This window comes from Vreelandella gomseomensis (genome assembly GCF_031451645.1).
Taxonomy (GTDB): domain Bacteria; phylum Pseudomonadota; class Gammaproteobacteria; order Pseudomonadales; family Halomonadaceae; genus Vreelandella; species Vreelandella gomseomensis.
The window spans coordinates 210539-234173 of sequence record NZ_JARWAI010000006.1; the positions used below are offsets into that span (position 1 = coordinate 210539).

Genomic DNA, 23635 nt, shown 5'->3' on the forward strand with positions numbered 1-23635 from the left:
CATCAAGGCATTGGATCCACCTCATCATGCGGCCTAATCAGCCGCCTGAACAGTCAATCTTACGTCAATAAAGCGTTTATTGTGCAAAACCGATCATTCGACTCTACACTATGCGCCTCCTTACACTCTCGGCGGCTGATCAAAAACCTAAAGCGCAACGGGATAATAAGGCAGTTGCGTGCAATCAGCGGCCTCGGGAAGTAGACTAGGCAAGGCTTTGCGGGCCGTGCCTCGCGGCTGGACTGTACTCGCATGCGCCGGCGCTATGCCTCGGCTCCAGGTGCCGCACGCGGCCAACCATCATCTAGATACTCGGAACGATTCAGTGACCAAGCAACATTCCTTTGATCGCGAAGAACTGCTGGCCTGCTCGCGCGGCGAACTATTCGGCCCGGGCAATGCCCAACTGCCAGCACCCAACATGCTGATGCTTGACCGCATCACGCACATTCACGAAGAAGGCGGCGAACATAACAAAGGCGAACTGATTGCCGAATTGGATATCACGCCCGACCTATGGTTTTTCGATTGCCACTTTCCTGGCGACCCCGTCATGCCGGGCTGCCTGGGCCTTGACGCCATGTGGCAGCTGGTGGGCTTCTACCTGGGCTGGCTCGGCCACCCTGGACGAGGCCGTGCCTTGGGCTGCGGCGAAGTGAAATTCAGCGGTCAGATACTGCCTGATGCGCAGAAAGTCACATACCGTATTAACATGAAACGTATTATAACGCGTCGGCTGATTCTAGGCATGGCTGACGGTACCGTCTCGGTAGACGGCCGCGACATCTATCAGGCTAATGATCTGCGCGTTGGCCTATTTACCTCCACCGCGAATTTTTAACAGGAGGCTCCCATGCGACGAGTGGTAGTCACCGGCCTTGGCATCGTGTCTTGCCTGGGCAACGACCAACAGCAAGTTCTCGAGGCGCTGAAAAGCGGCCGCAGCGGCATTCGCTTCAAGGAAGAGTATGCTGAGCGGGGCTTTCGCAGTCAGGTTGCGGGCAGCGTGGATATTGACCTCGAATCGCTCATCGACCGTAAGCTGCTGCGCTTCATGGGCGATGCGGCGGCCTACGCCTACATTTCCATGGCGCAGGCCATCGAAGACTCGGGTCTGCCCGCCGACCAGGTCTCCAACGAGCGTACTGGCCTGATCGCCGGTTCCGGTGGTGCTTCCAGCGCCAACCAGGTGGAAGCGGCGGATGTCATGCGTGAAAAAGGCCTGCGCCGTGTCGGCCCCTACCGAGTGACCCGCACCATGGGCAGCACCGTGTCGGCCTGTCTGGCTACGCCGTTCCAGATCAAGGGCGTCAACTACTCGATCTCGTCGGCCTGCGCAACCTCGGCGCACTGCATCGGCAGCGCCATGGAGCAGATCCAGCTCGGCAAACAGGACGTGGTTTTTGCCGGCGGTGGCGAAGAAGAACACTGGACGCTTTCCTGCCTGTTCGACGCCATGGGGGCGCTGTCCACGCACTACAACGACACGCCGGAGAAAGCCTCGCGGCCCTATGACCAGACCCGCGACGGCTTTGTCATCGCCGGCGGCGGCGGCATGCTGGTGCTTGAGGAGCTGGAGCACGCCAAGGCGCGGGGCGCCAAGATCTACGGCGAGCTGGTCGGCTACGGCGCCACCTCCGATGGCCACGACATGGTTGCCCCGTCGGGCGAAGGGGCAACCCGCTGTATGCGCCAGGCGATGGCCACCGTCGACGGCGACATCGACTATATCAACACCCATGGCACCTCGACGCCGGTGGGTGACGTCGCCGAACTGAAAGCAGTCCGCGAAGTATTCGGCAATTCGACGCCGGCAATGAGCTCGACCAAGTCGCTCACCGGCCACTCCTTGGGTGCTACAGGCGTTCAGGAAGCGGTCTACTCGCTGCTCATGATGCAACATCGCTTTGTGGCTGCATCGGCCAACGTAGAAACGCTTGACGAGCAGGCCGACGGCTTCGATATCGTCACCGAGCGCCGCGATGGCGTGACGATTGACCGGGTGCTGTCCAACAGCTTTGGCTTCGGCGGCACCAACGCCTGCCTGGTGTTCCAGCGCTACGCCGACTGACCCGGGTCGCTAGCTGCAAAACGCCCCCTGTGACGACTCACAGGGGGCGTTTTTTATACGGGCGCTGCAACTACACGGCTATTGCGGCCTGGGCACGTCCGAGATGTCCACCAGCTGGCCCTCGATCCACGCTTCCACGTCGGCCAGTACCTCATCCGAGGTTCGCCCGGCGGTCGGGATCGGCTCGCCGATGCGCACGCGCAGCACGCCTGGACGCTTGACCCAGTGACGCCCTGGCCACCGTTCGCCGGCATTGTGGGCCACTGGCAGCACCGGCACCCCGGCGCGGCAGGCCACCACGCTGCCGCTCTTGTTGTAGCGCTTGCGCTCGCCTGGCTCGACACGCGTGCCTTCGGGAAAAATCAGCACCGATAGCCCCGTTCCCAACCGCGCGACGCCCTGAGTGAGAACCTGCTTCATGGCCCGCGCCGGCTTCGACCGGTCGAGGCTGATGGGCCGCAGCAGGCGCAGCCCCCAGCCAAACACGGGGATCAGCAGCAGCTCCTGCTTGAGCACGGTGCACACGGGCGGCTTCATCACCTGCAGAAATACCGTTTCCCATTCGCTCTGATGATTCGCCTGTATCACGCAGGGCCCCTCGGGCAGATGATGCGCACCTTGAATGTCGTAGCGCACGCCGCAGGCAATCCGAAACCAGACCATCAGAAAATGATTGTATAAATTCAGCAGGCGATAGCGCCCTGCCAGAGGTAAAAACGGCGCAATGGGTAAGAACAATACGCCTATCACCAAGAGGGCGGTAAAATACCCCGCATAAAAAACCGCGCTACGCACCACTTGTATCAAGGCGACGCTCCTGTGTCATCGACACCCTGGGCGTCCCGCGTCAGACACCATGCATCCAGCATGCGGCCGACTTCCAGACGCCATGGCTTTTGGTGCACGCCAAACACGTCGAGCATCCGGCGGCAGTTCAGCACCCGGCGGAGCTTGGCATCGTGGTGATGCGTCAACGCCTGGACATCGCCAAGCGTCACCTGCTCGCCGCGGCCTTCCAGGTGGGTCGACAGCTGGGTTCTGACCATGGAGGTGAAGGTAAAGGCGCTGACCGGTTCGGTGCCGGCCAGATGATAGGCGCCCCAGGCATCGGCGCCGCAGGACTGCTGCTGGAGCATGCCGATCAAGGCAAGGGCGACGGCATCCGCCGAGGTGGGGCAGAAGATGACGTCCTCGGCCGCGCGTACGTTGTCGCCCATCACCAGACTGTCGAGCAGCTCGTTCAGCCAGGCATGGCTGCCCTCCAGCGCAAACAGCGGCCCCAGACGCACGATCAGATGGCGGTCGAAGTCGGCACGAATCCGGTTGCCGGTCTGCACCAGCCGGCGTAGGCTCTCGTCCCGGGGCGCCGGCACGACGTGCTCATCGATAGGCACGTCGAAGCCGTCTTCGTAAAGCTGGTCCGAGACGCACCAGACGAGCGCCACGTCCTGGGAATGGCAGGCCGCAAGACATGCCTCTACCGCATCGGCGTGGGCGGTCACGTCGGCAGGCGCCATGTTCAACGGGTGCGCCAACGGCGGGATAAGCACCGCATCAGGCGCCACCTCGCGCAGACGCCTGGCGCTGACCTGGGTTCCCTGCTCAATGACCAGCTCCGTATCAGAACGACGGCTCGCCTCGCGCGCCAGCGCCAGGCTCAAGCAGTGCCCTGCATCGAGTATCAAAAGCTTCAAGACGGCCTGTCTCCCTTACCTTTTCGCGCCTCGATGAGCGTCACTTAAAACGGGATCTCATCGTCGAAATCGTCAAAGTTACCCGGATCAGGCGCCCCATAGCTGCTGTTCTGCTGGTTCGGCTGGGGGGCTTGATGCCCCTGCTGGGGGGCCGGCTGCGCGGGACGCGCCTGTCCACCGCCCTGCTGGGGATAGCCGCCACCCTGCTGAGGGGGCGCAGGCGGCTGGTTCTGGCCGTAGCCGTTTTGTGCCGGCGCTGCCTGACCGTACTGACCTTGCTGCGGGGCATCACCGCCACGACCATCGAGCATCTGCATGTCGTTGGCGACAATTTCCGTCGAGTAACGATCCTGGCCGTTCTGATCCTGCCATTTGCGCGTCTGCAGGCGCCCTTCGATGTATACCTTGGAGCCTTTCTTCAGATACTGCTGGGCAATCTCGGCGGTCTTGTTGAACATCACCACCCGGTGCCACTCGGTGCGCTCCTGGCGCTGCCCGCTTTGACGATCCATCCAGGTATCGGTGGTTGCCAGGTTGAGATTGGCGACGGCGGTGCCGGAGGGCGTGAACCGCACCTCAGGATCCTGCCCGAGGTTGCCGATTAAGATGACCTTGTTGATGCCACGAGCCATAAGGCGCTCCTTTCAATTGATATCGTTAAACGTCGACAGCGTCGCGACGACGCATCATTGCCCGTTTACGTCCTGGGGGGCGTTACCAGCCTGGCAAGCGCCGCTTCATCAAGCTGCTGTCGATTGACCTTTAAATACGCGAGCCGCTCTTCGGGCACGACCATCACATCCTCGACGCCCGCCACGTCCGCCAGGTGCTCAAGCAGCACCTCCATAGTATCAGCGCCGGTGTCATCCAGCGCCACCACCTCGCTGGCCAGCGGCGGCGGCGACGGCATGTTCAGCATCGCGCCCCACCATACCAGCGCGAGCAGCGCACAGCCGAGAAATACCGCGTTAAGCCCCCCAACACTTGCCAGCATGCCGCCCAGGGTACCGCCCAGAAACGCCCCCAGGAATTGACTGGTGGAATAGATACCCATGGCCGTGCCCTTGGCCCCGGCCGGCGCGAGCTTGCTGAGCATCGACGGTAGCGTGGCTTCAAGCAGATTGAAGCCGGTAAAGAACATGAACAGCCACGCAAACAGCCAGTAGCCATCGGAGACCGGCAGCCCGAGACCCGCCAGACTGACCGTGATGGCCCCAATCGACAGCACGCAAACCCGGGTGATGCGCTGGCGCTTCTCGGCCACGATCATCAGCGGCAGCATCGCCACAAACGACAGCCCCATGATGGCCAGGTAGGCCAGGCCGTGGTGCGCGGCGCTGATGCCGGCGTCAACCAGGCGAAACGGCACGGCCACGAAAATTGCCATCAGCACGAAGTGCAGGGCAAAGATCGACAGATCCAGGCGCCACAGGTCCGGGCGCGTCAGGACATTGCGCAACTGCTGGCGATCCATCCCCACATCGCGATGCTGAACGCGGCGCGGCGCGGGCGGCACCCATCGCCAGAGCACCACCAGGCTCACCAGCGTCAGCACGGCGGTCAGCCAGAACACGCCGGGAAGCCCCGCCCAGGCGGCCAGCCAGGGGCCGATCACCATGGCCAGGCCGAACGCCACGCCGATCGACAGGCCGATTGTCGCCATGGCCGCAGTGCGCACCTGCTCACGGGTCTGATCCGCCAGCAGCGCCATGATCGCCGCCGCCACCGCGCCGCTGCCCTGCAGTGCGCGGCCGGCGATCATGGCGCCGATGGTATCGGCCAGGGCCGCCACGATGCTGCCCAGCGCAAACAGCACCAGGCCGATGGCAATCACCCGCTTGCGGCCGATGCGATCCGACCATAGGCCGAACGGAATCTGCAACAGCGCCTGGGTCAGGCCGTAGACACCGAGCGCCACCCCGATCAGCAGCGGCGTCGACCCGGCCAGCGTGTCGGCATACAGCGCCAGCACGGGCAGCACCATGAAAAGCCCTAGCATGCGAGACGCATAGAGACCCGCCAAGCCACTGATAGCGCGGCGCTCGGAGGTCAGCAACAGTGCGGAAACCTTGCGCATAAAGCCCTTGGGATCGTCGTCAGGATAACCACCGCCGGTGATCAATGGCCGCCGGAGGTGAGATAGCCGTCCATTCTAGCGCGTTGGATGAATCGGCGAAACGTTGGCCCTCTTGGCGGATAACCGAAACCGTTTTGCCGGGAGGGGGCCGACAGCCGTATAATTACGCTTTTGCCGCGCGATTCGAGGTGTTGATGGACAGCATTCTGGTCAGGGGTGCCCGCACCCACAACCTCAAGCAGATCGATGTGGAGCTGCCCCGCGATAAGCTCATCGTGATCACCGGCCTATCGGGATCGGGCAAGTCGTCGCTGGCGTTTGATACCCTGTACGCCGAGGGCCAGCGCCGCTATGTGGAATCGCTCTCCACCTATGCACGCCAGTTTCTGTCGATGATGGAAAAGCCCGATGTGGATCACATCGAGGGGCTGTCGCCGGCGATTTCCATCGAGCAGAAGTCCACCTCGCATAACCCACGCTCGACCGTGGGCACGATTACCGAAATCTACGACTACCTGCGCCTGCTGTTTGCCCGCGCCGGTACCCCACGCTGCCCCGAACACGGCGAGGATCTGGAAGCGCAAACCATCTCGCAGATGGTCGACCAGGTGATGAACCTTGCCGAGGGCACCAAGCTGATGCTGCTGGCCCCGGTGATCAAGGGCCGCAAGGGCGAACACCTCCAACTGCTGGCCGAGCTGCGTGCCCAGGGCTTCGTCCGCGCCCTGATCGACGGCCAGGTGCTCGAGCTTGATGACATTGCCCCGCTGGACAAGCGCAAGAAGCACGATATCAGCGTGGTGGTCGATCGCTTCAAGGTGCGCGATGACCTGGCCCAGCGGCTGGCCGAGTCGTTCGAAACGGCGCTCAACCTGGCCGACGGCACCGCGATGATCCATTTCATGGACGGCGAACAGGAAGACCTCGCGTTTTCCTCGCGCTTTGCCTGTCCGGTATGCGGCTACTCGCTGGCGGAACTCGAGCCACGCATGTTCTCGTTCAACAACCCGGCGGGGGCCTGCCCCACCTGCGACGGGCTAGGTGTCCAGCAGTACTTCGACCCGGCCAAGCTGATCAGCCACCCGGAGCTGTCGCTTGCCGAAGGCGTGATCAAGGGCTGGGATCGGCGCAACATCTATTACTTTACCCAGCTTCAGGCGCTCGCCAAACACTACCGCTTCGAGCTGGAAACGCCCTGGAACGAGCTTGCCCGTCACGAACAGGACATCATTCTCCACGGCAGCGGCGACGAGGCGATTCCGTTCGTCTACGTCGGCGACCGCGGCCGCAAGGTGACCCGCGAACATGCTTTTGAAGGCGTGCTGCCCAATATGCAGCGCCGCTACCGGGAAACCGAGTCCAACATGGTGCGCGACGACCTGGCCAAATACATCGCCGTGCAGCCCTGCGCAAAATGCCAGGGCTCGCGGCTGCGCAAGGAGTCGCGCCACGTCTACGTCGACGACCGCAACATTGCCGATATGGTGCATTTGCCGATTGGCGAGGCCTGGGACTATTTTGCCGACCTCAGCCTGCCCGGACGCAAAGGCGAGATTGCCGGCAAGATCGTCAACGAAATCCACGCGCGCCTGGAGTTTCTGGTCAACGTCGGACTGGACTACCTCAACCTGGAGCGCAGCGCCGACACCCTGTCGGGCGGCGAAGCTCAGCGCATTCGCCTGGCCAGCCAGATCGGCGCCGGCCTGGTCGGCGTGATGTATATTCTGGACGAGCCGTCGATCGGCCTGCACCAGCGTGACAACGACCGACTGCTGAAAACCCTGGAGCGGCTCCGCGACCTGGGCAATACCGTGATCGTCGTCGAGCACGACGAAGACGCCATTCGTGCCGCCGACCACGTTCTCGACATTGGCCCCGGGGCCGGCGTCCACGGCGGTGAAATTGTCGCCCAGGGCACCCCCCAGGACGTGATGGACAACCCCGACTCGCTGACCGGCCAGTATCTCTCCGGCACCCGGCAAATCGCCGTGCCGCCCTACCGCATTCCCGGCAACCCGGAAAAGCAGCTGATCGTCCGCGGGGCCACGGGCAACAACCTGCAGGACGTGTCGCTCTCGCTGCCGCTGGGGCTTTTCATCGCCATCACCGGGGTCTCGGGCTCGGGCAAATCGACCCTGATCAACGGCACCCTGATGCCGATTGCCGCCCGGGAACTGAACCGGGCCACCACCCTGACACCGGCGCCGTACCAAAGCATCGAGGGGCTGGATCAGTTGGACAAGGTGATCGACATCGACCAGAGCCCCATCGGCCGGACACCGCGCTCCAACCCGGCCACCTACACGGGGATCTTTACGCCCATCCGCGAGCTGTTTGCCGGCACTCAGGAAGCCCGCTCGCGGGGTTACAAGCCCGGCCGGTTCAGCTTCAACGTCAAGGGCGGCCGCTGCGAGGCCTGCCAGGGCGAAGGCATGATCAAGGTCGAGATGCACTTTCTGCCGGATATCTACGTGCCCTGCGACGTCTGCAAGGGCAAGCGCTACAACCGCGAGACCCTGGATATTCATTACAAGGGCAAGACGATCCACGAAGTGCTGGCCATGACGGTAGAGGACGCGCTGGAATTTTTCAGCCCGGTACCGGCGATTGCCCGGCGCCTGCAGACGCTGCTCGACGTGGGGCTATCCTATATTCGCCTGGGGCAAAGCGCCACGACGCTGTCCGGCGGCGAAGCCCAGCGGGTCAAGCTGGCCCGGGAGCTGGCCAAGCGCGACACCGGCAAGACGTTGTATATCCTGGATGAGCCGACCACCGGCCTGCACTTCGAGGACATCCGCCAGCTGCTGACGGTGCTCCATCGCCTGCGTGATCACGGCAACACCATCGTGGTGATCGAGCACAACTTGGATGTCATCAAGACCGCCGACTGGATCGTCGACCTAGGCCCTGAAGGCGGCTCCGGGGGCGGCCGTATCATCGCCGAAGGCACGCCGGAGCAGATCGCCAAACAGGACGTCTCGCACACCGGGCGCTTCCTGGCGCCGCTGCTCGCCCGTCATCAGCGCGCCTCCGCCTGACACCACAGCGTCCATGGCGCTCGCCATGGACGGCCTCACCCCGGCAGGCATCCCTGGCCGCCATACTCATCGCGCTGCTACCTATTTTGCATTCACGTCGTATATAGTAGCTTTTGATTGAACAATCGATTTTTAGTGTCACTACGTAGAGGTCGTCAGCCGTGGGCCAAGAAAAAAGCTGCATTATTCGCCACTTCAGCCATTATTGCTCACTCAACGAAGATGAAAAGCAGTTGCTGCGCAACCTCGAGGAATCGCCTTCCGAGATTAAAGCGGGCACCCTGCTGTGGGAAATGGGCGACAGCGCCGACGAATTCTGCACCCTGCGAAGCGGCTGGGCCTATTCCTATCGCCACCTCGAAAACGGCGACCGCCAGATTCTGGAAGTCTTTTTACCGGGGGATATCATTGGCCTGCGCGAGTTTGCCTTTGCCCAACGGCTGGAAAACGTGCGCATGATCAACGATGGCGTCATCTGTCACTTTCCCCATCGTCGCATGCTCGAGCTTTTCCGCCAGTCGCTGACGCTGACGTCCGTCATGTTCGCCATCGGCAGCCGCCAGCAGGCCCTGCTCACCGAGCGACTGGTGAACATCGCCCGGCGCAGCGCGCGCCAGAAGATGGCGCATTTCCTCCATGAAATGTACCTGCGCCTGCGCCAGACCAACGACGATATCAGTGGCCACTTCCGGCTCCCGCTTTCCCAGGAGCAGCTGGCCGATATTCTGGGATTGAGCCCGGTTCACGTCAGCCGGACGTTCACCGCCCTCAGCGAGGACGGACTGGTGTTCAGAGATCGACATAACGTCACGATTCCCGACCTGAATGCGCTATCGACGGAGGGCGAGTTCGACGATGCCTACCTGACCGATAACGTGCGCCCGTTCTTTCACGCCTCCGCCTGAGCAGCCAACGCCATGGGATAAAAAAACGCCGCGAGCTGCCTGAGCTCGCGGCGTTTTGACGGGTGCCTGGCGTCCACCTCAGCCGTATTGCCTCAACCACATTTCGACCAGCCGCAACCGGCATAGCAGGTCGGGCAGCCATCCATCATGATGAGCTCACCGCGGCACTCGGGGCAGTGGCCGACAACCGCCGGACCGCTGGCCTGGTCAGTGGTCGACGCCGCCTGACCGATGGGTTCGACCGCCCCGCTGCCGACTTCGCCGAGGGTATCATCCGCAGGTGGCTGCCAGGCGTGGCCGTGCTGCATGCGATGCGCGTAACGCTCGACCAGGCTTTCCACCGGCACCTGATTGCCGTCCTGATCCAGAAAGCCCCGGCGATACAGAATCTGCTGGATCGACCAGGCAATGGCGGCCACTTCGGAATCATGGAACATGGGTTTGTTCCAGCGGTTCGTCCCGCAGCGCACCAGGCCCTTATCCCATGCCACCTTGCGCAGATCCGCGACGGCTTGGGTGACGTAGCCGCCCCGCGCCGCCAGCGACAGGCTGCGCATGGTGGCGGTAATCCACTGGTGCTCGCTCGACAGCTGGCCCGAGGGGAAGAAAAACTCCACCGGGCGCTCGATGACCACGCGTTTGCCGCCGACCACGCCTTCTACCGGCATGAAGGACACCAGTAGATAAACCTTTTTGCGGCCTTCGGCGCCGACATAGGAAATCTTTTCCGAGACGGCTTCCAGTGTGCCTTCCGGGCGCGACGGAATGCGCACCGTCAGCGGGTCTTCCTCGGGCAGGGCCGGGCTGGGCGCCGCCGTCTCCTGCTGCTTGATACGGTAACCAACGATCTTCGAGGTGATTTCAACTGTCATAACGTTCTCCACTTGGCAAAGGGGTGCAGGGCTGTGCGTGATGGGGCGTGGCCCGGCATCACCATTTGCCGTAGGTGCCTTCTTTCAGCCCGTCAAACAGGTTGGCGGCGTTGTGCTCTTCACCGTCGTAGATCACCTTTTCATCGCCGGTCAGTTCGAGGGTTTCGCCGTTCTCCAGCTCAAACACATAGGTGGTGCTTTTAAGGTCGTCTTCGCGCACCAGTACGCCCTGGAAGGCTTCCGGATTGAAGCGGAAGGTCGTGCAGCCTTTCAGACGGCTTTCATAGGCTTGCAGATAAAGATCCTGAAACTGTTCATAAGCGAACTCGGTAGGCACGTTGACCGTCTTGGAGATCGCCGAATCGATCCACTGCTGGGCGGCGGCCTGAACCGCCACGTGCTGCTCGGGTGTCACCGCATCGGCAGTGATGAAGTAATCGGGCAGGTCGCTGTCCACCGCATCGGCGGCAATGAAGTGACGGTAAGCCGCAAGCTCAAAGGACACGACCTCGACCTGCTCCTTGGTCTTCTTGCCCGACTGGATGATGTTACGGAAATAGCGGTGCGAAAACGACGGCTCGATGCCGTTGGACGCGTTGTTGCCCATGGACAGCGAAATCGTGCCGGTCGGCGCGATGGAACTGTGATGGGTAAAGCGCGCCCCGTGTTCGGCGAGCTGCGCCACGAGTTCGGGTTCAAGCTCGGCCACCTTGTTCATGTACTGGCTGTAGCGGGCGTGGAGAATACGCCCGGGCACCTTATCGCCCACCTCATAGCCGTCATTGGCCAGCTGCGGACGCTCGCGCATCATCTTCGGGGTGATCAGGTGCTCGTCGGCGAGCGCCGGCGCCATGCCTTTTTCCCGGGACAGTTCCAGCGCCTGCTTCCAGCCTTCAATGGCCAGATGGCGGCTGACTTCTTCGGTGAAGGCCAGCGACGCCTGGGAACCGTAGGGAATCTTGAGCATGGTCAGGGTCGAGCCCAGGCCCAGAAACCCCATGCCATGGCGGCGCTTGGCTTCGATTTCGCGCTGCTGCTGGGGCAGCGGCAAGCCGGCAATCTCGACCACGTTATCCAGCATGCGTGTGAAAATCGCCACCACCTTGCGGTAGCGATCCCAGTCGAACCGCGGCGTGTCGCTGAAAGGCTCGATGACGAACTTGGTCAGGTTCACCGAGCCCAGCAGGCAGGCGCCCTCTGGTGGTAACGGCTGTTCGCCACAGTTGTGTGCATGAAAGCCATTAGCATCGAATGTATTGACCCCTGGTATCTGGACATCGTAAACCTCTTCGACACCTTCTTCTGTATGTCCCACCACCCGAGCCACAAAGCGCTCACGATTCAACTCGCGTTGATAACTGCCTAGTAATTTTTCCAGCTTCACCTGCTTATCTTGATCGCCAAAACCAATAAGGCTTGCAAAGCGCCGAAGGTTATCACCGCTGATCATTAATTCGTGTTGAGGCAAGGCGTCATAAGCACGGTGCCCGCCCTTTCCATCCGGAAGATGTCGCTGTGCAGCACTACGCCTGTCTTGATACAGCGTGGAGATAACCCCTAGGCGCTGCAGCATGCGCTGTACAGCTTCAAGCCGGGCAAGGTCGGACTGCGCCAAACGAACACTTACCCCTTTTTCTTGACCACCTTGAACCGAGCCATCTGCATCAAAAAAGCCACGCAAAAAGCCAACGTAACCGTCCGACGACGCCTGCTCCAGCTCAGGTGTAATCGCCTTATTGCCGGGCTGCATGCCCATCTCTATTGCCAGCTTTCGCAGTGCCGCGGTTGAAAGCCGGTATTCGTTACGGCCACTTACCTTGTGCCAACCTGCGAAATCCGCACGATGAGACTGGCTCCTTACAGCCTCTTCTGCTAATGCCATTATGGAACTGACGCCCTTACCGAAAAAGCTGTCGCTACCGTTAGCAACCGCTGCTTGCGGCCACACAGATAAAACCGCTTTATCAGCTTTGAGCGTGCCGTCGCCGACGAGTAGCCCCAACAGGTACCCCTGTGCTTCATTAAGCCTGCCCCCCCACTCGGGAGCATCGCGATGATCATTGAGTAGCACGCGATCACCAGCCTGCAGATCGCCTGCGGCACACCACTCGGTTTCTGTGCGATACCTGGTAAAAGCTGATACACGGCGCACCCGATGGTCACTGGTCAGCTTGAGCGCATAACCTTCCGCCGTTTGCAGTCGAATCACAGGCTTTTTAGCGGTTAAAAAGAAGCCATCAGAGCCACTTTGATAAGCTTGACCATCAATGATTGCCGTAAAAGGCTGGCCAATAAGCTGCGAAACCTGACGCGGCCCCTTCGACGTATGAATCCAAGTATCCGCTGTCACACAGGGATTGGTGGCGCGGATATCTTCGCAGAACCAGTTGTTGTTCATGCGGTTGACCTGGTCGATCAGGATAAAGCCGGGCTCCGCGTAGTCGTAGGTCGAGGCCATGATGGTGTCCCACAGCTCCCGCGCCTTGATGACCTCGACCACGCGGCAGGCCACGCGGCCCTCATCGTCGACCGTGTAGCCGTCCTCGACCACCGGCCAGTCGCGATAGATGATGTCCTCGGCGCTGACGTCGTCCTTCTCGCCGGGGTGCAGCGGGAAGGCCAGCGGCCAGTCGGCGTTGTACTTCACGGCCTCCATGAACTCGTCGGTAATCAGCAGGCTCAAGTTGAACTGGCGCAGCCGCCCGGCTTCGCGCTTGGCCTGGATAAATTCGCGCACGTCCGGATGGCCAACGTCGAAGGTGCCCATCTGCGCACCGCGGCGACCGCCCGCCGAGGCGACGGTAAAACACATCTTGTCGTAGATATCCATGAACGCCAGGGGGCCGTTGGTACCGGCACCGGCGCCAAACACAAAGGCGCCCTTGTGACGCAGCGTGGAAAAGTCGTAGCCGATGCCAGCACCGGACTTGAGCGTCATCCCCGCGTCTACCACGGAGTCGAGAATATCGCGCATCGAATCGCGAATGGTGCGCGACACCGTGCAGTTGATCAGGCTAACCGCGGGTTTGTAGGCTTCCGCTCCCGCGTTGGAGAGGATCCGCCCGGCGGGAATGGCCCCGTGCTCCAGGGCCCAGCGAAACCTGGGCAGCCACTCGGCGGCGTTGTCGCCTTCCACATCCGCCAGCGCCTTGGCCACCCGTTCGAAGGTGGCGCCCACGTCCTGATCCACCGGTTGGCTATGGCGATCCTTGAGACGGTATTTGGCGTCCCAGATTTCCTTAGAGGGTGCCTGCAGCGGTACGTCGTTAGACGTGTTCATGGCCTGGGTGGCAGTACTCATGTCGCGCAACTCCTTAACGGCGGTCAAAATGGCGCTTGACGGGGCGATTATACGGGTCAACTGCATCAAGTATAGCCTGGGCGCAGCACTACATCGGCTGCCTTTTTATTTTTTTTCTACCATATATAGAAAAATCAGCGCCTTAGTCTTTTGACTCCAACGCTCAGACGATAGGCTAAGGTTTTCCTCACCATGGGTCTTTTTATGCAGTTAACGTCTCGCTTCTACACCGCACTGGCCTGGGCAACGCTCGGCACGACTCTGCTTCTGTCGCTGCCGTCAGCACACGCCGTCTCGTATAACGTGACAGACGACCAGCGCCACGACCATTGGCAATCGATGGTATTAACCCTTGGCGACGAGCGGCATTTTCGCGCGGTGGAAACCCACAGCTACGCCGATGCCACCCTGAGCGTCAACGCCACCCCGGGGGTTTGCGACCTGCCCTGGCTGGAGATGCGCGTGACGCTGGGCGAAATCCAGGGTGAAAGTCGCACGGTCAACCTGGTGCCCGCCCGGTTGCGCGTCGACGAACGCGAGCGTGTCTACAGCGTGGCCGAATTCATTACCGAGCGCGCCGATGACGGTTTCTACGTGCATTTTTACCTGGACGATATCCATCAGCTGATCGCCGACATGGGCGACGGGGAACAGATCTTTCTGGGCTTCGACCAGGGCGAGCGGGATCCCTGGTACATGACATTCAGCCTTGAGGGCGCCGGCCAGGCGCTGACCCGCATGCAGCGACAATGCAAGCACGCGTCATGAAACCGGCTGATACTGGCGAGGGGCTGGCTTATTCTTGCGTTGACCGCTGGCGCAGCAGCAGTTCAACGCGGCGGTTGGCGGCTCGCCCCTGCGACGTTGCGTTACTCTCCATGGGTTGGGTATCAGCATAGCCGACGGCCCGCATACGGGAATCATCGAGCCCAAGGCTTTCCAGGTGGCGCACCACCGCAATGGCCCGCGCCGATGACAGCTCCCAGTTGGAAGGAAAGCGTGAGGTAGAGATGGGCACGTTATCCGTGTGGCCCTCAACCGACACCTGCCCTTCGAAGGCGTTCAGCACGTCCACCAGGCTGGCAACCAGATCGCGACCCTGCTCAGTGAGCCGTGCCCGCCCGCTGTCGAACAGCAGACTCTCATTGATACGCAGCGTCACGCCTTCCTGGCCCTGGGAAACATCCACACCGGGAATGCTGATGCCATCAAAGCGCGGCTGCACGCCGCTGTGTCGCGGCTGGATACCGGCCGCCAGGGTGGCCAGCGGAAGGTCTTCAATGGCGCCAGGGGACACCTCGGCAACACTGCCGGCGGCACCCTCGTCGTTGCCGCCAGGCGGGGCCAACGAGAGGAGCAGCACGAACAGGGTAATCAGCAGCGTCAGCACATCGAGATAGCTGGTTAGCCAGCTTTCCTCGTCCCCGCCGCCGGTGACCGGCGGCTCAAGCATTTGCCGCGTATGCCCATCTAGCATAGTGACTACCCTTTGGCGGCGGCGCTGGTTGAGGTACGCGGCTTCTTGACGTCAGGCTCGCGGATTTCGTCGTGATAGTTGGCGACAAACGAATTGAGCGTTTCTTCGATGAACGACGGCAGGCGGCGCTTGGTGATCAGCGAAATGCCTTCCAGCACCATGTTCATGGTAATCAGACGCTCTTCGGTACGCCGTTCAAGCTTCACCGCAATCGGCTTGAACACCAGGTTGGCCAGCAGGATGCCATAGAAGGTGGTCAGCAGCGCCACGGACATGCGCGGCCCGATCACGTCCAGGTTGCCGGAGTCCATGACCTCGAGCATGTTCACCAAACCCACCAGCGTGCCGATCATGCCGAACGCCGGGGCATAGGTCGCCATGGTACGAAAGATCTGCGCTTCGGCGTGCTCTCGCGCCTTGAGGCGCGCAATGCGCCAGCGCAGCATGTCGAAGATCTCGTCTTCCTTGGTGTTGGCAATGACCAGTTGAATACCGGTTCGCAGGAAGGGATTGCGGGTGTTTTCAAGCTCCTGCTCGACGGCGCGCACATCGCCCTTGAACCACAGCCGCGACATGGACACGAGCTCATTGATATCGTCACGCACGTAGGTATTTTCACGGCGGAATACGAGCCCGACGAGACGTACGACACGCAGCACTTCCTTGAGCGGGTAGCTGATGAAGGTGGCCGCAAGGGTGCCGGTCACCACGATCGCCAGCCCCGGCACATTGAGGAAGCTCCCCGGTGACTCGGCGGTAAAAAACAGGACGCTTACCAGCAGCAGTATGCTGGCGAGAATACCAATCAGCGTCGATGGGTTCATGGGGGTGCTCCTTAAAGCATTAATCCAGGCGTTAAAGTAGCATCATGGCCGGAAGCTGCGCCGCCGGCGGTAGACACCTACGCCGAGTCGTTCAACTTTGCGCGCAGGCGGCTGACCGCCTGGCTGTGCAACTGGGAGACGCGTGACTCCGTGACGCCAAGCACGGCGCCGACTTCCTTGAGGTTCAGCTCTTCCTGATAGTAAAGCGCCATCAGTAGCTTTTCACGCTCGGGGAGCGCCTCGATGGCGGCCTCCAGGGTTTCCCGCTGCTGGGCATCAAGTAGGTGGTCGAACGGCGAACTCCCGATCTCGCGATTATAGGGTTCGGCGCCGTCGGCCACCAGTTCTTCAAAGGGCAGTAGCTGACCGCTGTTGGTATCGTGGAGCAGCTGCTGATAGTCCCCCAGCGACATCGCCAGCGCCTCGGCGATCTCCCCCTCTTCAGGGGCGCGGCCCAGCGATTGCTCGAGTCGCCGGACGGTTTCATCCACGGCCCTGGCCGAGCGTCGGACACTGCGCGGCAGCCAGTCACGGGTGCGCAGCTCGTCCACCATGGCGCCGCGGATACGCTGGCTGGCAAACGTCGCAAAGGTAGCCCCCTGGGTGGCATCGAAACGGCCCAGCGCCTCCAGCAGCCCCATCATGCCCGCCTGGATCAGGTCGTCCAGCTCGATGCTGGCGGGTAGCCTGACCTGCAGCGTCAAGGCCTGACGTCTTACCAGTGGCATGTACTCCGTCATCAGCTCACTTTGTTTGATCCTGCCTTGTGCTGTGTACATCCTATTGCCTCGCGGCTAAACCACCTTTGACTCACTGGTAATTTATAATCATCTGCAGCCCTTTGACGCTGACGGGCCGCTGTCCTGGCCGCAGCACAAATTGAAAATGCAGCGGCGTTGTCGCCTTCAGTCCGGACAAGGCGCGGGTTTCCCCGCGCATCCCGGACAGGGCCACGCAGCGCTCGGGATGGCAAAGCCAGGCCCGCAGTGCGGCGCCCGGGGCATGCTGGTACTGCCACTGGATACGCCCGATAACCGCCGACTGCGCGACCATGCCTGCGGGAGGGCGAACCTCATCGCTGCGGCTGGCACGGTCGCTCATGGTCACCAGTAGGCCCGGCACCTGAGCGACCCAGCTGCCGGGCGCCGCCTGCGCCATGGAGCCGAAAGCCAGGACGAATACCATAAGACCCATTGCATGACGCCACCAGCCTAGCATGCTTCATTCCTTTTCATGAGCGAATAAGCCTCGTTTATTAGTCGCTTTACCGGCCTTCGCCGGGGTCAGCGGGCCAACAGCAGCAGCTCGATCCCGAAATAGCGATCCGCCGCCTGGCGCAGGTTTTCCAACAGCCCCTGCCTGGGCAGGTGCGGTTCGTGGAGCGCCAGCAAGCGCTGCGGGCCATTGTGCTGATGAAGCTGCTTGACGACATGATACATGCGCCCGAATGCCTCGGCATCGCTGCTCACCCACAGCGCCCAGCGCCGATGTGTCTGACTCAGCTCGGCAAGCGCTGGGGCGTCCGGCATCACGATCCGGATATCCCAGTCGGCGGGATCCTTGGCCCAGGCGCGCCCCAGGGCGGCCCACTGACCCAGACGCGCGCTGACCTTGCGTACCTGAGCCGGTTCATCAGCGGGCAGGCCGACCACCATCAGAGGCGTCTTGGGCGCCGGCGGGGTCACCGGCGGGGTCATCGCGGCCGCGCCGGGCACGATGGGCTCCTGATAGGCCATGGGCCCAGGGGCATCTACCGCCTCGGGAGGCGCTTCATCGCCGCGCTGCTGACGCTGCAGATCCGCCCATTTGCGCAGCCCGGCGGCTTGATCCTGAGCGCTCATGTCAAGCCCTCACGGTTGACGCTGCCCAGCTGGCGAATCGCGTCCCGGGCCATGAAGGCATAGACCAGCGCATCGAGCAGCGCCGTGTCACGGCGACGCCGCCGACTTGACAGCAGGTTCAATACATCGCTGTGCAGTGTCACGGCGGCTTCATCGTCGGCACAGTCCAGATGTCCCGCCACTGCGGCGATGCCGCTGGCCATCAGCAAGCGCACTTCGGGGCTGACCTCGCCGCTGTCGGCGTCTTTCAACTGCTGCCAGGCGCGTCGCGTCAGCGCTGCCAGCCCTTCGCTCTGCAGCTGGGTCACCAGCAGGCTCAAGACGTCATTGCCCAGACGCGCGGGGGTCAGCCAGTAGCGGCGGGTCACCACCTTGGCGCTTTCCGGGTCGCGCACTTCGCCGTACCAAGCGAGCAGCGCCCGCCCGGCTGCATCGCTGACTTCGACATAGGCAGTCCACAGCGTCATTGGCTGGCCTCGAAAACGCACCTTGACGTGATGATTGAGGGTGCTTTCGGCAAACAGCTGGCGCAGCGCATGGCGTTCACCGTGCAAGTGTACCCGCAATGCCGGGGGGGCCAGACTGACCCAGGTCAGGTATTGGTGCTCTAACCAACTCAGGGTGTCGCCGTCGGGTAATGCCGGCAGCAGGTGAACAGCGACGCCGTCGCGCTCGCTGAAGGTGGCCATGCGCGGCTGCCAGCCAGCGGGCTGACGGTGCTGGAGCCAGGGCAGCGCCATCCAGGCGCCATCGGCATCCAGGCCGATATCGGGCATCGCCCAGTCACAGCCGCGTTCGTTGCGCCGCGGCGACCAGGCCATACCCAGCATGCGCTGGGGCGGCGGGTAGCCCTGGAGCAGCGCATCGAGGCGCTGATCCTGCAGTACGCCAGGCAGATTGGCGATGTCCCAGACGCCCTCGAGACGCTCGAAGCCCACCATGCGTTCGCGCAGCCGGGCAAACAGCGACGACAGGCGGCGCCCCTGCCCCAATACATCCCGCGACCAGCGCGGCATGCTGATCGGTGCCGTTGCGGCCGGGGCGTTCGTGGTGCTGGTCACGGCGCTATCGAGTGCCTGATCCACCAGGGCGGCGGGGTCGGCCAGGGCCATATCCTCGGGAACCTGCTGGCCGTAGGCGCCAAACAGCACGCGCATGCCATGGCGCATGACGATATCGAGTATCGGCGCCAGCCGGCCGGCCTCATCCTGCTTGGTGATGATGCAGTCATCAAGCTCAGCGCCGGCGGCCCGAGCGGCCTGTCGATAACGCAGCACCACTTCCTCCAGGGTTTCAGGCTGGCTGGCGGCGTTGAGCAGCAGCACCAGCCTGACCTTGGAGCGACCGCCCTGCAGATGAGCGATCTGCTCGATCACCCGCTGGTCGCGCTGGCTCATCCCCACGGTATCGATGATCACCCACTGCTTGCCCTGCAAGCGACTCAGCAGGTCATCGATGGGTTGTTCGGCGTCCAGCGCGTACATGGGAATGTCGAGCAGGCGCGCGTAGATGCGCAGCTGCTCATGGGCACCGATACGAAAGCTGTCGGTGGTTACCAGCGCCACGGGGCGCGTGCCATGGCGCATGACAAAGCGGGCCGCCAGCTTGGCGGTAGTGGTCGTCTTGCCGACGCCGGTGGGGCCCACCAGGGCGACGATGCCGGTTTCATCGAAAAACTCGGGCTCGTCCTTGAGCACCGACAGCCTGGCCATCAGCCGCTCGCGCAGCCAGGCCAGCGCCTGCTCGCTGTCGGCGTTGGGCGAGGCGAGTCCGCTCGGCAGGTCGATCAGAATATCGTCGGCCAGCTCGGCGCTGAAGCCCACGCCACAGAGCAGTTGGCGCCAGCGATCGCTGCCGGTGGCCGTAGATTCCGCTACCGAATGGCGATCGGTCTGCTGGGTGGCCAGCAGCGAACGCATATCCTGCATTTCGCGTAGTAACCGCTCGCTCATGGATTCAAGCGGATCCTTCGGCGCTGAGGCCGGCTCACTGGGCGGCGGCGGTGAGGGCTCGAAATGGTCGACGGCCTCATCGGCCATGGCCAGAATCTCGACGCCACCTTCGGTGCGACGGTTGGCCACGATCAGGGCGTCTTCGCCCAGCGCTTCACGCACCTGGCGCATCACATCGCGACTGTTGGCGCCTACGAAACGTCTAACACTCATGGTCTACCCCCGAACCCTGAAAAAACAGCGCCGTTTGCATTAGCGTCCCCCGACCACGGTCGTCACCCGCAAGGTGCGGTCATCCGGAATTTCCGCCTGTGAAAGAACCGCCATATGACGCAAGCGACGGCGCAGGAAACGCGATAGTACCGCGCGCAGGGAGTGCTGAACCACCAACACGGGAGGCTCGCCGCTGCTTTCATGACGCTCAAGCGCCTGCTGAGCCTGGGTCATCAGCGTGTCGGCAAGCCCCGGTTCCATTGCCCCGTTGCCGTTCATGGCCTGCACCAGCACCTGCTCGAGCTGAGCATCCAGGCCCATCACGTTCAAGGTATCCTGACCGGCAAACCACTGCTGGGTGATCGAACGCCCAAGCGCCACGCGCACCAGCGCCGTCAGCTCATTGGCATCCTGCTGCTGGCCGGCGTATTCCGCCAGCGTGTCGAGGATGGTGCGCATGTCGCGAATCGAGACGTCTTCATCCAGCAGGTTCTGCAGGATGCGCTGCAGCACGGTCAGCGAAATAGCCTTCGGCACGACTTCTTCTACCAGCGATTTCTGATCGCCCTCCAGCTTGTCGAGCAGTTTCTGAACTTCCTGGCGGCCCAGCATTTCGGGCGAGTGGCGGTGCAACAAGTGGTTGAGGTGGGTGGCGATCACCGTGCTGGCATCGACGACCGTGTAACCGTAGACCTGGGCGTGCTCGCGCTGGCTGGCCTCGATCCACACCGCCGGCAGGCCAAAGGCGGGGTCCTGCGTGGCGGTACCCTGCAACTCTCCCGACACCTGCCCCGGGTTGATGGCCAGCCACTTGCCCGGATAGGCTTCGGCCCGGCCAATTTCAGCGCCTTTCATCGACAGCACGTAGGCGTTGGGCGACAGCTCCAGATTATCGCGGATATGCACCACCGGCGGCAGAAAGCCGACTTCCTGGGCAAACTTCTTGCGCACGCTTTTGATACGACCGAGCAGTTCGCCCTTCTGGCGCGAGTCGACCAGCGGAATCAGACGATGGCCGACTTCCAGGCCGAGCGTGTCGACCAGTTGCACATCCTCCCAGCTGGCCTCTGGGGTTTCCTGGGTAGGCGGCGGCGTGGCGGCAATTTCCTCCTTCACCAGGGTCTGCTCCTGGCGGCGCATGATGAACCAGGCAAGCCCGGCCAGCAGCAGGGTAAACAGGATGAAGACCATGTTGGGCATGCCCGGCACGATACCCAGCAGCCCCATGACCATCGCCGCCAGGATCATCACCTGAGGGTTGACGAACAGCTGGCTGATCATCTGCTGGCCCACATCCTGATCGGTATTCACCCGCGACACCGTCACGCCGGCAGCCGTGGAGATCACCAGCGCGGGGATCTGCGCGACCAGGCCATCGCCGATCGCCAGCAGCATGTAGCTGCGGCCGGCATCGCCGAAGCTCATGTCGTGCTGCAGCATGCCAATCATCAGACCACCGATGATATTGACCACCATGATCACCAGGCCAGCCACCGCGTCGCCGCGCACGAACTTGCTGGCACCGTCCATCGACCCGTAAAAGTCGGCTTCCTGGGCGATTTCGGCACGCCGAGCTTTGGCATCTTCCTCGGCGATTAGCCCGGCGTTGAGGTCAGCGTCGATCGCCATCTGCTTGCCGGGCATGGCATCCAGGGTGAAGCGGGCGCCGACTTCGGCGATCCGCCCGGCACCCTTGGTGATGACCATGAAGTTGATGATCACCAGAATCAAGAAGACCACCAGGCCCACGGCAAAATTACCGCCGACCAGGAAGGCGCCGAACGCCTCGATGACCTTGCCGGCGGCGGCGCCGCCCTGATGCCCTTCCATCAGCACCACGCGGGTCGAGGCCACGTTCAGCGAAAGACGCAACAGCGTGGTAAACAGCAGCACCGCCGGGAAGGCGGCAAAATCCAGCGGCTTCTGGGCGAACATGCTGACCATCAACACCATGATGGCCATGGCGATATTGAAAGTGAACAGCAGATCCAGCGCAAACGGCGGCATGGGCACGATCATCATGCCCAGGATCATCAGGATGAGCAGCGGCCCGGCGAGCAACTGCACCTTGACGTCGCTCACCCAGTTCTGCTTGCTCATCATTTGGCTAAAGCTTTTCATGTGCGAGTCTCATCGCCACCGGTACCGCGCCCGGGGGTTTCCATTTCAGGTGGAACCGGCAGGTTATCGGGTGTAGGGGGCACCTCGCCTCCTTGTTGCGCTACGTGTTTCAAACGATAGGCCCAGGCCATGACCTCGGCCACGGCCGTATACAGGTTCGCCGGAATTTCGGCATCCAGGTCGACGTGATGATACAGCGCACGCGCCAGCGGCGCTGCTTCTAATCGTGGCACCTGCGCATCATCGGCAATTTCGCGGATGCGCGCCGCGACCGCGTCGGCCCCCTTGGCCACCAGACGCGGCGCGCCCATCTGGCCTTCTTGATACGACAGTGCCACCGCGTAGTGGGTCGGGTTGGTGATGATGACATCGGCCTCGGGCACCTTGTTCATCATCCGTCCCCTTGCCATGGCCTGCTGTTGCTGACGGATGCGCCCTTTCACCTGCGGGTCGCCTTCTGATTCTTTATGCTCGCGCTTGACCTCTTCCTGGCTCATACGCAGCTTCTTGGCATTGCTCCACAGCTGGAACGGCACGTCGATGAGAATCACCACGATCAGCGCCAACACCATCAGCCCCGCTGCCTGGGCGGCCATGGTCAAGGCATTGGCCAACGCCTGCTGGACGGGCTGATCCATCAGCGACATGAACTTGCCGATATTGAGGTATAAAAACGCTGCGCCGACTCCACCCACCAGAATGGACTTGGCTACCGCCTTGGCCAGCTCGATCAACGCCTGGGACCCAAAGAGGCGCTTCAACCCCGATACCGGATTCAGCTTGGAAAACTTGGGCTGCAGCGATTTTCCTGAAATCAGAAAGCCGCCAAGCAAGGTTGGCGCGATCAGCGCGATCAGCGCCAGCAGCAAAAACAGCGGCATCATGGCAAACAGCGTGCGCTGCCCGAGATCCAGCGCAGTGGTCAGCATGGGCATATCTTCCATGGCCTGACGACGCTCGAACAGAAACGCCCGCTCCATGACCATGCCGAGCTGATTGTAGAGCATCTGCCCCATCGTCCAGAGGCCGATGACGCCGCCCAGCAGCACCAGAAAGGTGGTCAGCTCCCGTGAGCGCGCGACTTGGCCTTCCTCGCGCGCCTTTTCCTTTCGTCGGGGCGTGGCCTCTTCTGTCTTTTCCTGGTCGCTGTCGTCATCTGCCATACGGTCATCCGGCCAGGTAATTTATCGCGGTGCTACACGTGAACAGCCGCCCCAAAGGACGGCTGAGCGGAACATCGTGCAGCGCA

At 62.2% G+C, this 23635-nt stretch carries 19 protein-coding genes; 5 read left to right on the top strand and 14 right to left on the bottom strand.

Features of this window, described 5'->3' with window-relative positions:
• Positions 1 to 325: 325 nt before the first annotated feature.
• Together fabA and fabB are read left to right on the top strand one after the other, a co-directional pair.
• Positions 326 to 841: a 3-hydroxyacyl-[acyl-carrier-protein] dehydratase FabA gene (fabA, locus tag QC815_RS09945; RefSeq protein WP_230447652.1), complete on the top strand. Its 516-nt coding sequence runs from the start codon at positions 326 to 328 to the stop codon at positions 839 to 841.
• A 12-nt stretch (positions 842 to 853) separates the two neighbouring features.
• Positions 854 to 2071, top strand: coding sequence for a beta-ketoacyl-ACP synthase I (gene fabB / locus QC815_RS09950; RefSeq protein ID WP_230447651.1), 1218 nt, complete (start codon positions 854 to 856; stop codon positions 2069 to 2071).
• A gap of 78 nt (positions 2072 to 2149) precedes the next feature.
• Here fabB and QC815_RS09955 read toward each other — a convergent pair whose 3' ends face one another.
• The 4 genes from QC815_RS09955 to QC815_RS09970 all read right to left on the bottom strand — a co-directional run bounded on the left by QC815_RS09955 (position 2150) and on the right by QC815_RS09970 (position 5842).
• Positions 2150 to 2878 carry a lysophospholipid acyltransferase family protein gene (locus QC815_RS09955; RefSeq protein WP_230447650.1) on the bottom strand — a complete coding sequence of 243 codons (729 nt, stop codon included), beginning with the start codon at positions 2876 to 2878 and terminating at the stop codon, positions 2150 to 2152.
• Complete coding sequence (locus tag QC815_RS09960; protein WP_230447649.1) at positions 2875 to 3765, bottom strand: sugar nucleotide-binding protein; 891 nt, start codon at positions 3763 to 3765, stop codon at positions 2875 to 2877. The genes QC815_RS09955 and QC815_RS09960 overlap by 4 nt, the downstream gene beginning before the upstream one ends.
• 44 nt (positions 3766 to 3809) lie before the next feature.
• Positions 3810 to 4397: a single-stranded DNA-binding protein gene (gene ssb, locus QC815_RS09965; protein ID WP_230447648.1), complete on the bottom strand. Its 588-nt coding sequence runs from the start codon at positions 4395 to 4397 to the stop codon at positions 3810 to 3812.
• Positions 4398 to 4462: 65 nt separating this feature from the next.
• Positions 4463 to 5842, bottom strand: coding sequence for an MFS transporter (locus tag QC815_RS09970; RefSeq protein WP_230447647.1), 1380 nt, complete (start codon positions 5840 to 5842; stop codon positions 4463 to 4465).
• A gap of 194 nt (positions 5843 to 6036) precedes the next feature.
• Between QC815_RS09970 and uvrA the strand changes: the two genes are divergently transcribed.
• Together uvrA and QC815_RS09980 are read left to right on the top strand one after the other, a co-directional pair.
• The gene (gene uvrA, locus QC815_RS09975) at positions 6037 to 8880 is read left to right on the top strand and encodes an excinuclease ABC subunit UvrA (RefSeq protein ID WP_230447646.1); all 2844 of its coding nucleotides are present in this window, start codon (positions 6037 to 6039) and stop codon (positions 8878 to 8880) included.
• Positions 8881 to 9041: 161 nt separating this feature from the next.
• Positions 9042 to 9785 (top strand): Crp/Fnr family transcriptional regulator, encoded by a 744-nt coding sequence (locus tag QC815_RS09980; RefSeq protein ID WP_230447645.1) that lies wholly within the window; start codon positions 9042 to 9044, stop codon positions 9783 to 9785.
• Positions 9786 to 9877: 92 nt separating this feature from the next.
• Here the strand turns inward: QC815_RS09980 and QC815_RS09985 are convergent, their stop codons facing one another.
• On the bottom strand, positions 9878 to 10657 hold the full coding sequence (locus QC815_RS09985) for a ribonucleoside-diphosphate reductase (protein ID WP_230447644.1): 780 nt from the start codon (positions 10655 to 10657) through the stop codon (positions 9878 to 9880).
• Between the two features lie 58 nt (positions 10658 to 10715).
• The gene (locus QC815_RS09990) at positions 10716 to 13958 is read right to left on the bottom strand and encodes an LAGLIDADG family homing endonuclease (RefSeq protein ID WP_309768295.1); all 3243 of its coding nucleotides are present in this window, start codon (positions 13956 to 13958) and stop codon (positions 10716 to 10718) included.
• 204 nt (positions 13959 to 14162) lie between these two features.
• Between QC815_RS09990 and QC815_RS09995 the strand changes: the two genes are divergently transcribed.
• Positions 14163 to 14726: a hypothetical protein gene (locus tag QC815_RS09995; protein WP_230447642.1), complete on the top strand. Its 564-nt coding sequence runs from the start codon at positions 14163 to 14165 to the stop codon at positions 14724 to 14726.
• Between the two features lie 28 nt (positions 14727 to 14754).
• Here QC815_RS09995 and QC815_RS10000 read toward each other — a convergent pair whose 3' ends face one another.
• The 8 genes from QC815_RS10000 to flhB form a co-directional block, all read right to left on the bottom strand.
• Positions 14755 to 15435 (bottom strand): OmpA/MotB family protein, encoded by a 681-nt coding sequence (locus QC815_RS10000; RefSeq protein WP_230447641.1) that lies wholly within the window; start codon positions 15433 to 15435, stop codon positions 14755 to 14757.
• A gap of 5 nt (positions 15436 to 15440) precedes the next feature.
• On the bottom strand, positions 15441 to 16259 hold the full coding sequence (locus QC815_RS10005; RefSeq protein WP_230447640.1) for a motility protein A: 819 nt from the start codon (positions 16257 to 16259) through the stop codon (positions 15441 to 15443).
• Positions 16260 to 16336: 77 nt separating this feature from the next.
• On the bottom strand, positions 16337 to 17038 hold the full coding sequence (locus tag QC815_RS10010) for an RNA polymerase sigma factor FliA (protein WP_230447639.1): 702 nt from the start codon (positions 17036 to 17038) through the stop codon (positions 16337 to 16339).
• Positions 17039 to 17069: 31 nt separating this feature from the next.
• Complete coding sequence (locus QC815_RS10015) at positions 17070 to 17453, bottom strand: flagellar protein FlhE (RefSeq protein ID WP_230447638.1); 384 nt, start codon at positions 17451 to 17453, stop codon at positions 17070 to 17072.
• An 89-nt stretch (positions 17454 to 17542) separates the two neighbouring features.
• The gene (locus QC815_RS10020) at positions 17543 to 18100 is read right to left on the bottom strand and encodes a hypothetical protein (RefSeq protein ID WP_230447637.1); all 558 of its coding nucleotides are present in this window, start codon (positions 18098 to 18100) and stop codon (positions 17543 to 17545) included.
• On the bottom strand, positions 18097 to 20265 hold the full coding sequence (gene flhF / locus QC815_RS10025; RefSeq protein WP_309768299.1) for a flagellar biosynthesis GTPase FlhF: 2169 nt from the start codon (positions 20263 to 20265) through the stop codon (positions 18097 to 18099). The genes QC815_RS10020 and flhF overlap by 4 nt, the downstream gene beginning before the upstream one ends.
• Positions 20266 to 20304: 39 nt before the next feature.
• On the bottom strand, positions 20305 to 22386 hold the full coding sequence (flhA, locus tag QC815_RS10030) for a flagellar biosynthesis protein FlhA (protein ID WP_230447635.1): 2082 nt from the start codon (positions 22384 to 22386) through the stop codon (positions 20305 to 20307).
• Positions 22383 to 23549: a flagellar biosynthesis protein FlhB gene (flhB, locus tag QC815_RS10035; RefSeq protein WP_230447634.1), complete on the bottom strand. Its 1167-nt coding sequence runs from the start codon at positions 23547 to 23549 to the stop codon at positions 22383 to 22385. The genes flhA and flhB overlap by 4 nt, the downstream gene beginning before the upstream one ends.
• Positions 23550 to 23635 lie beyond the last annotated feature (86 nt).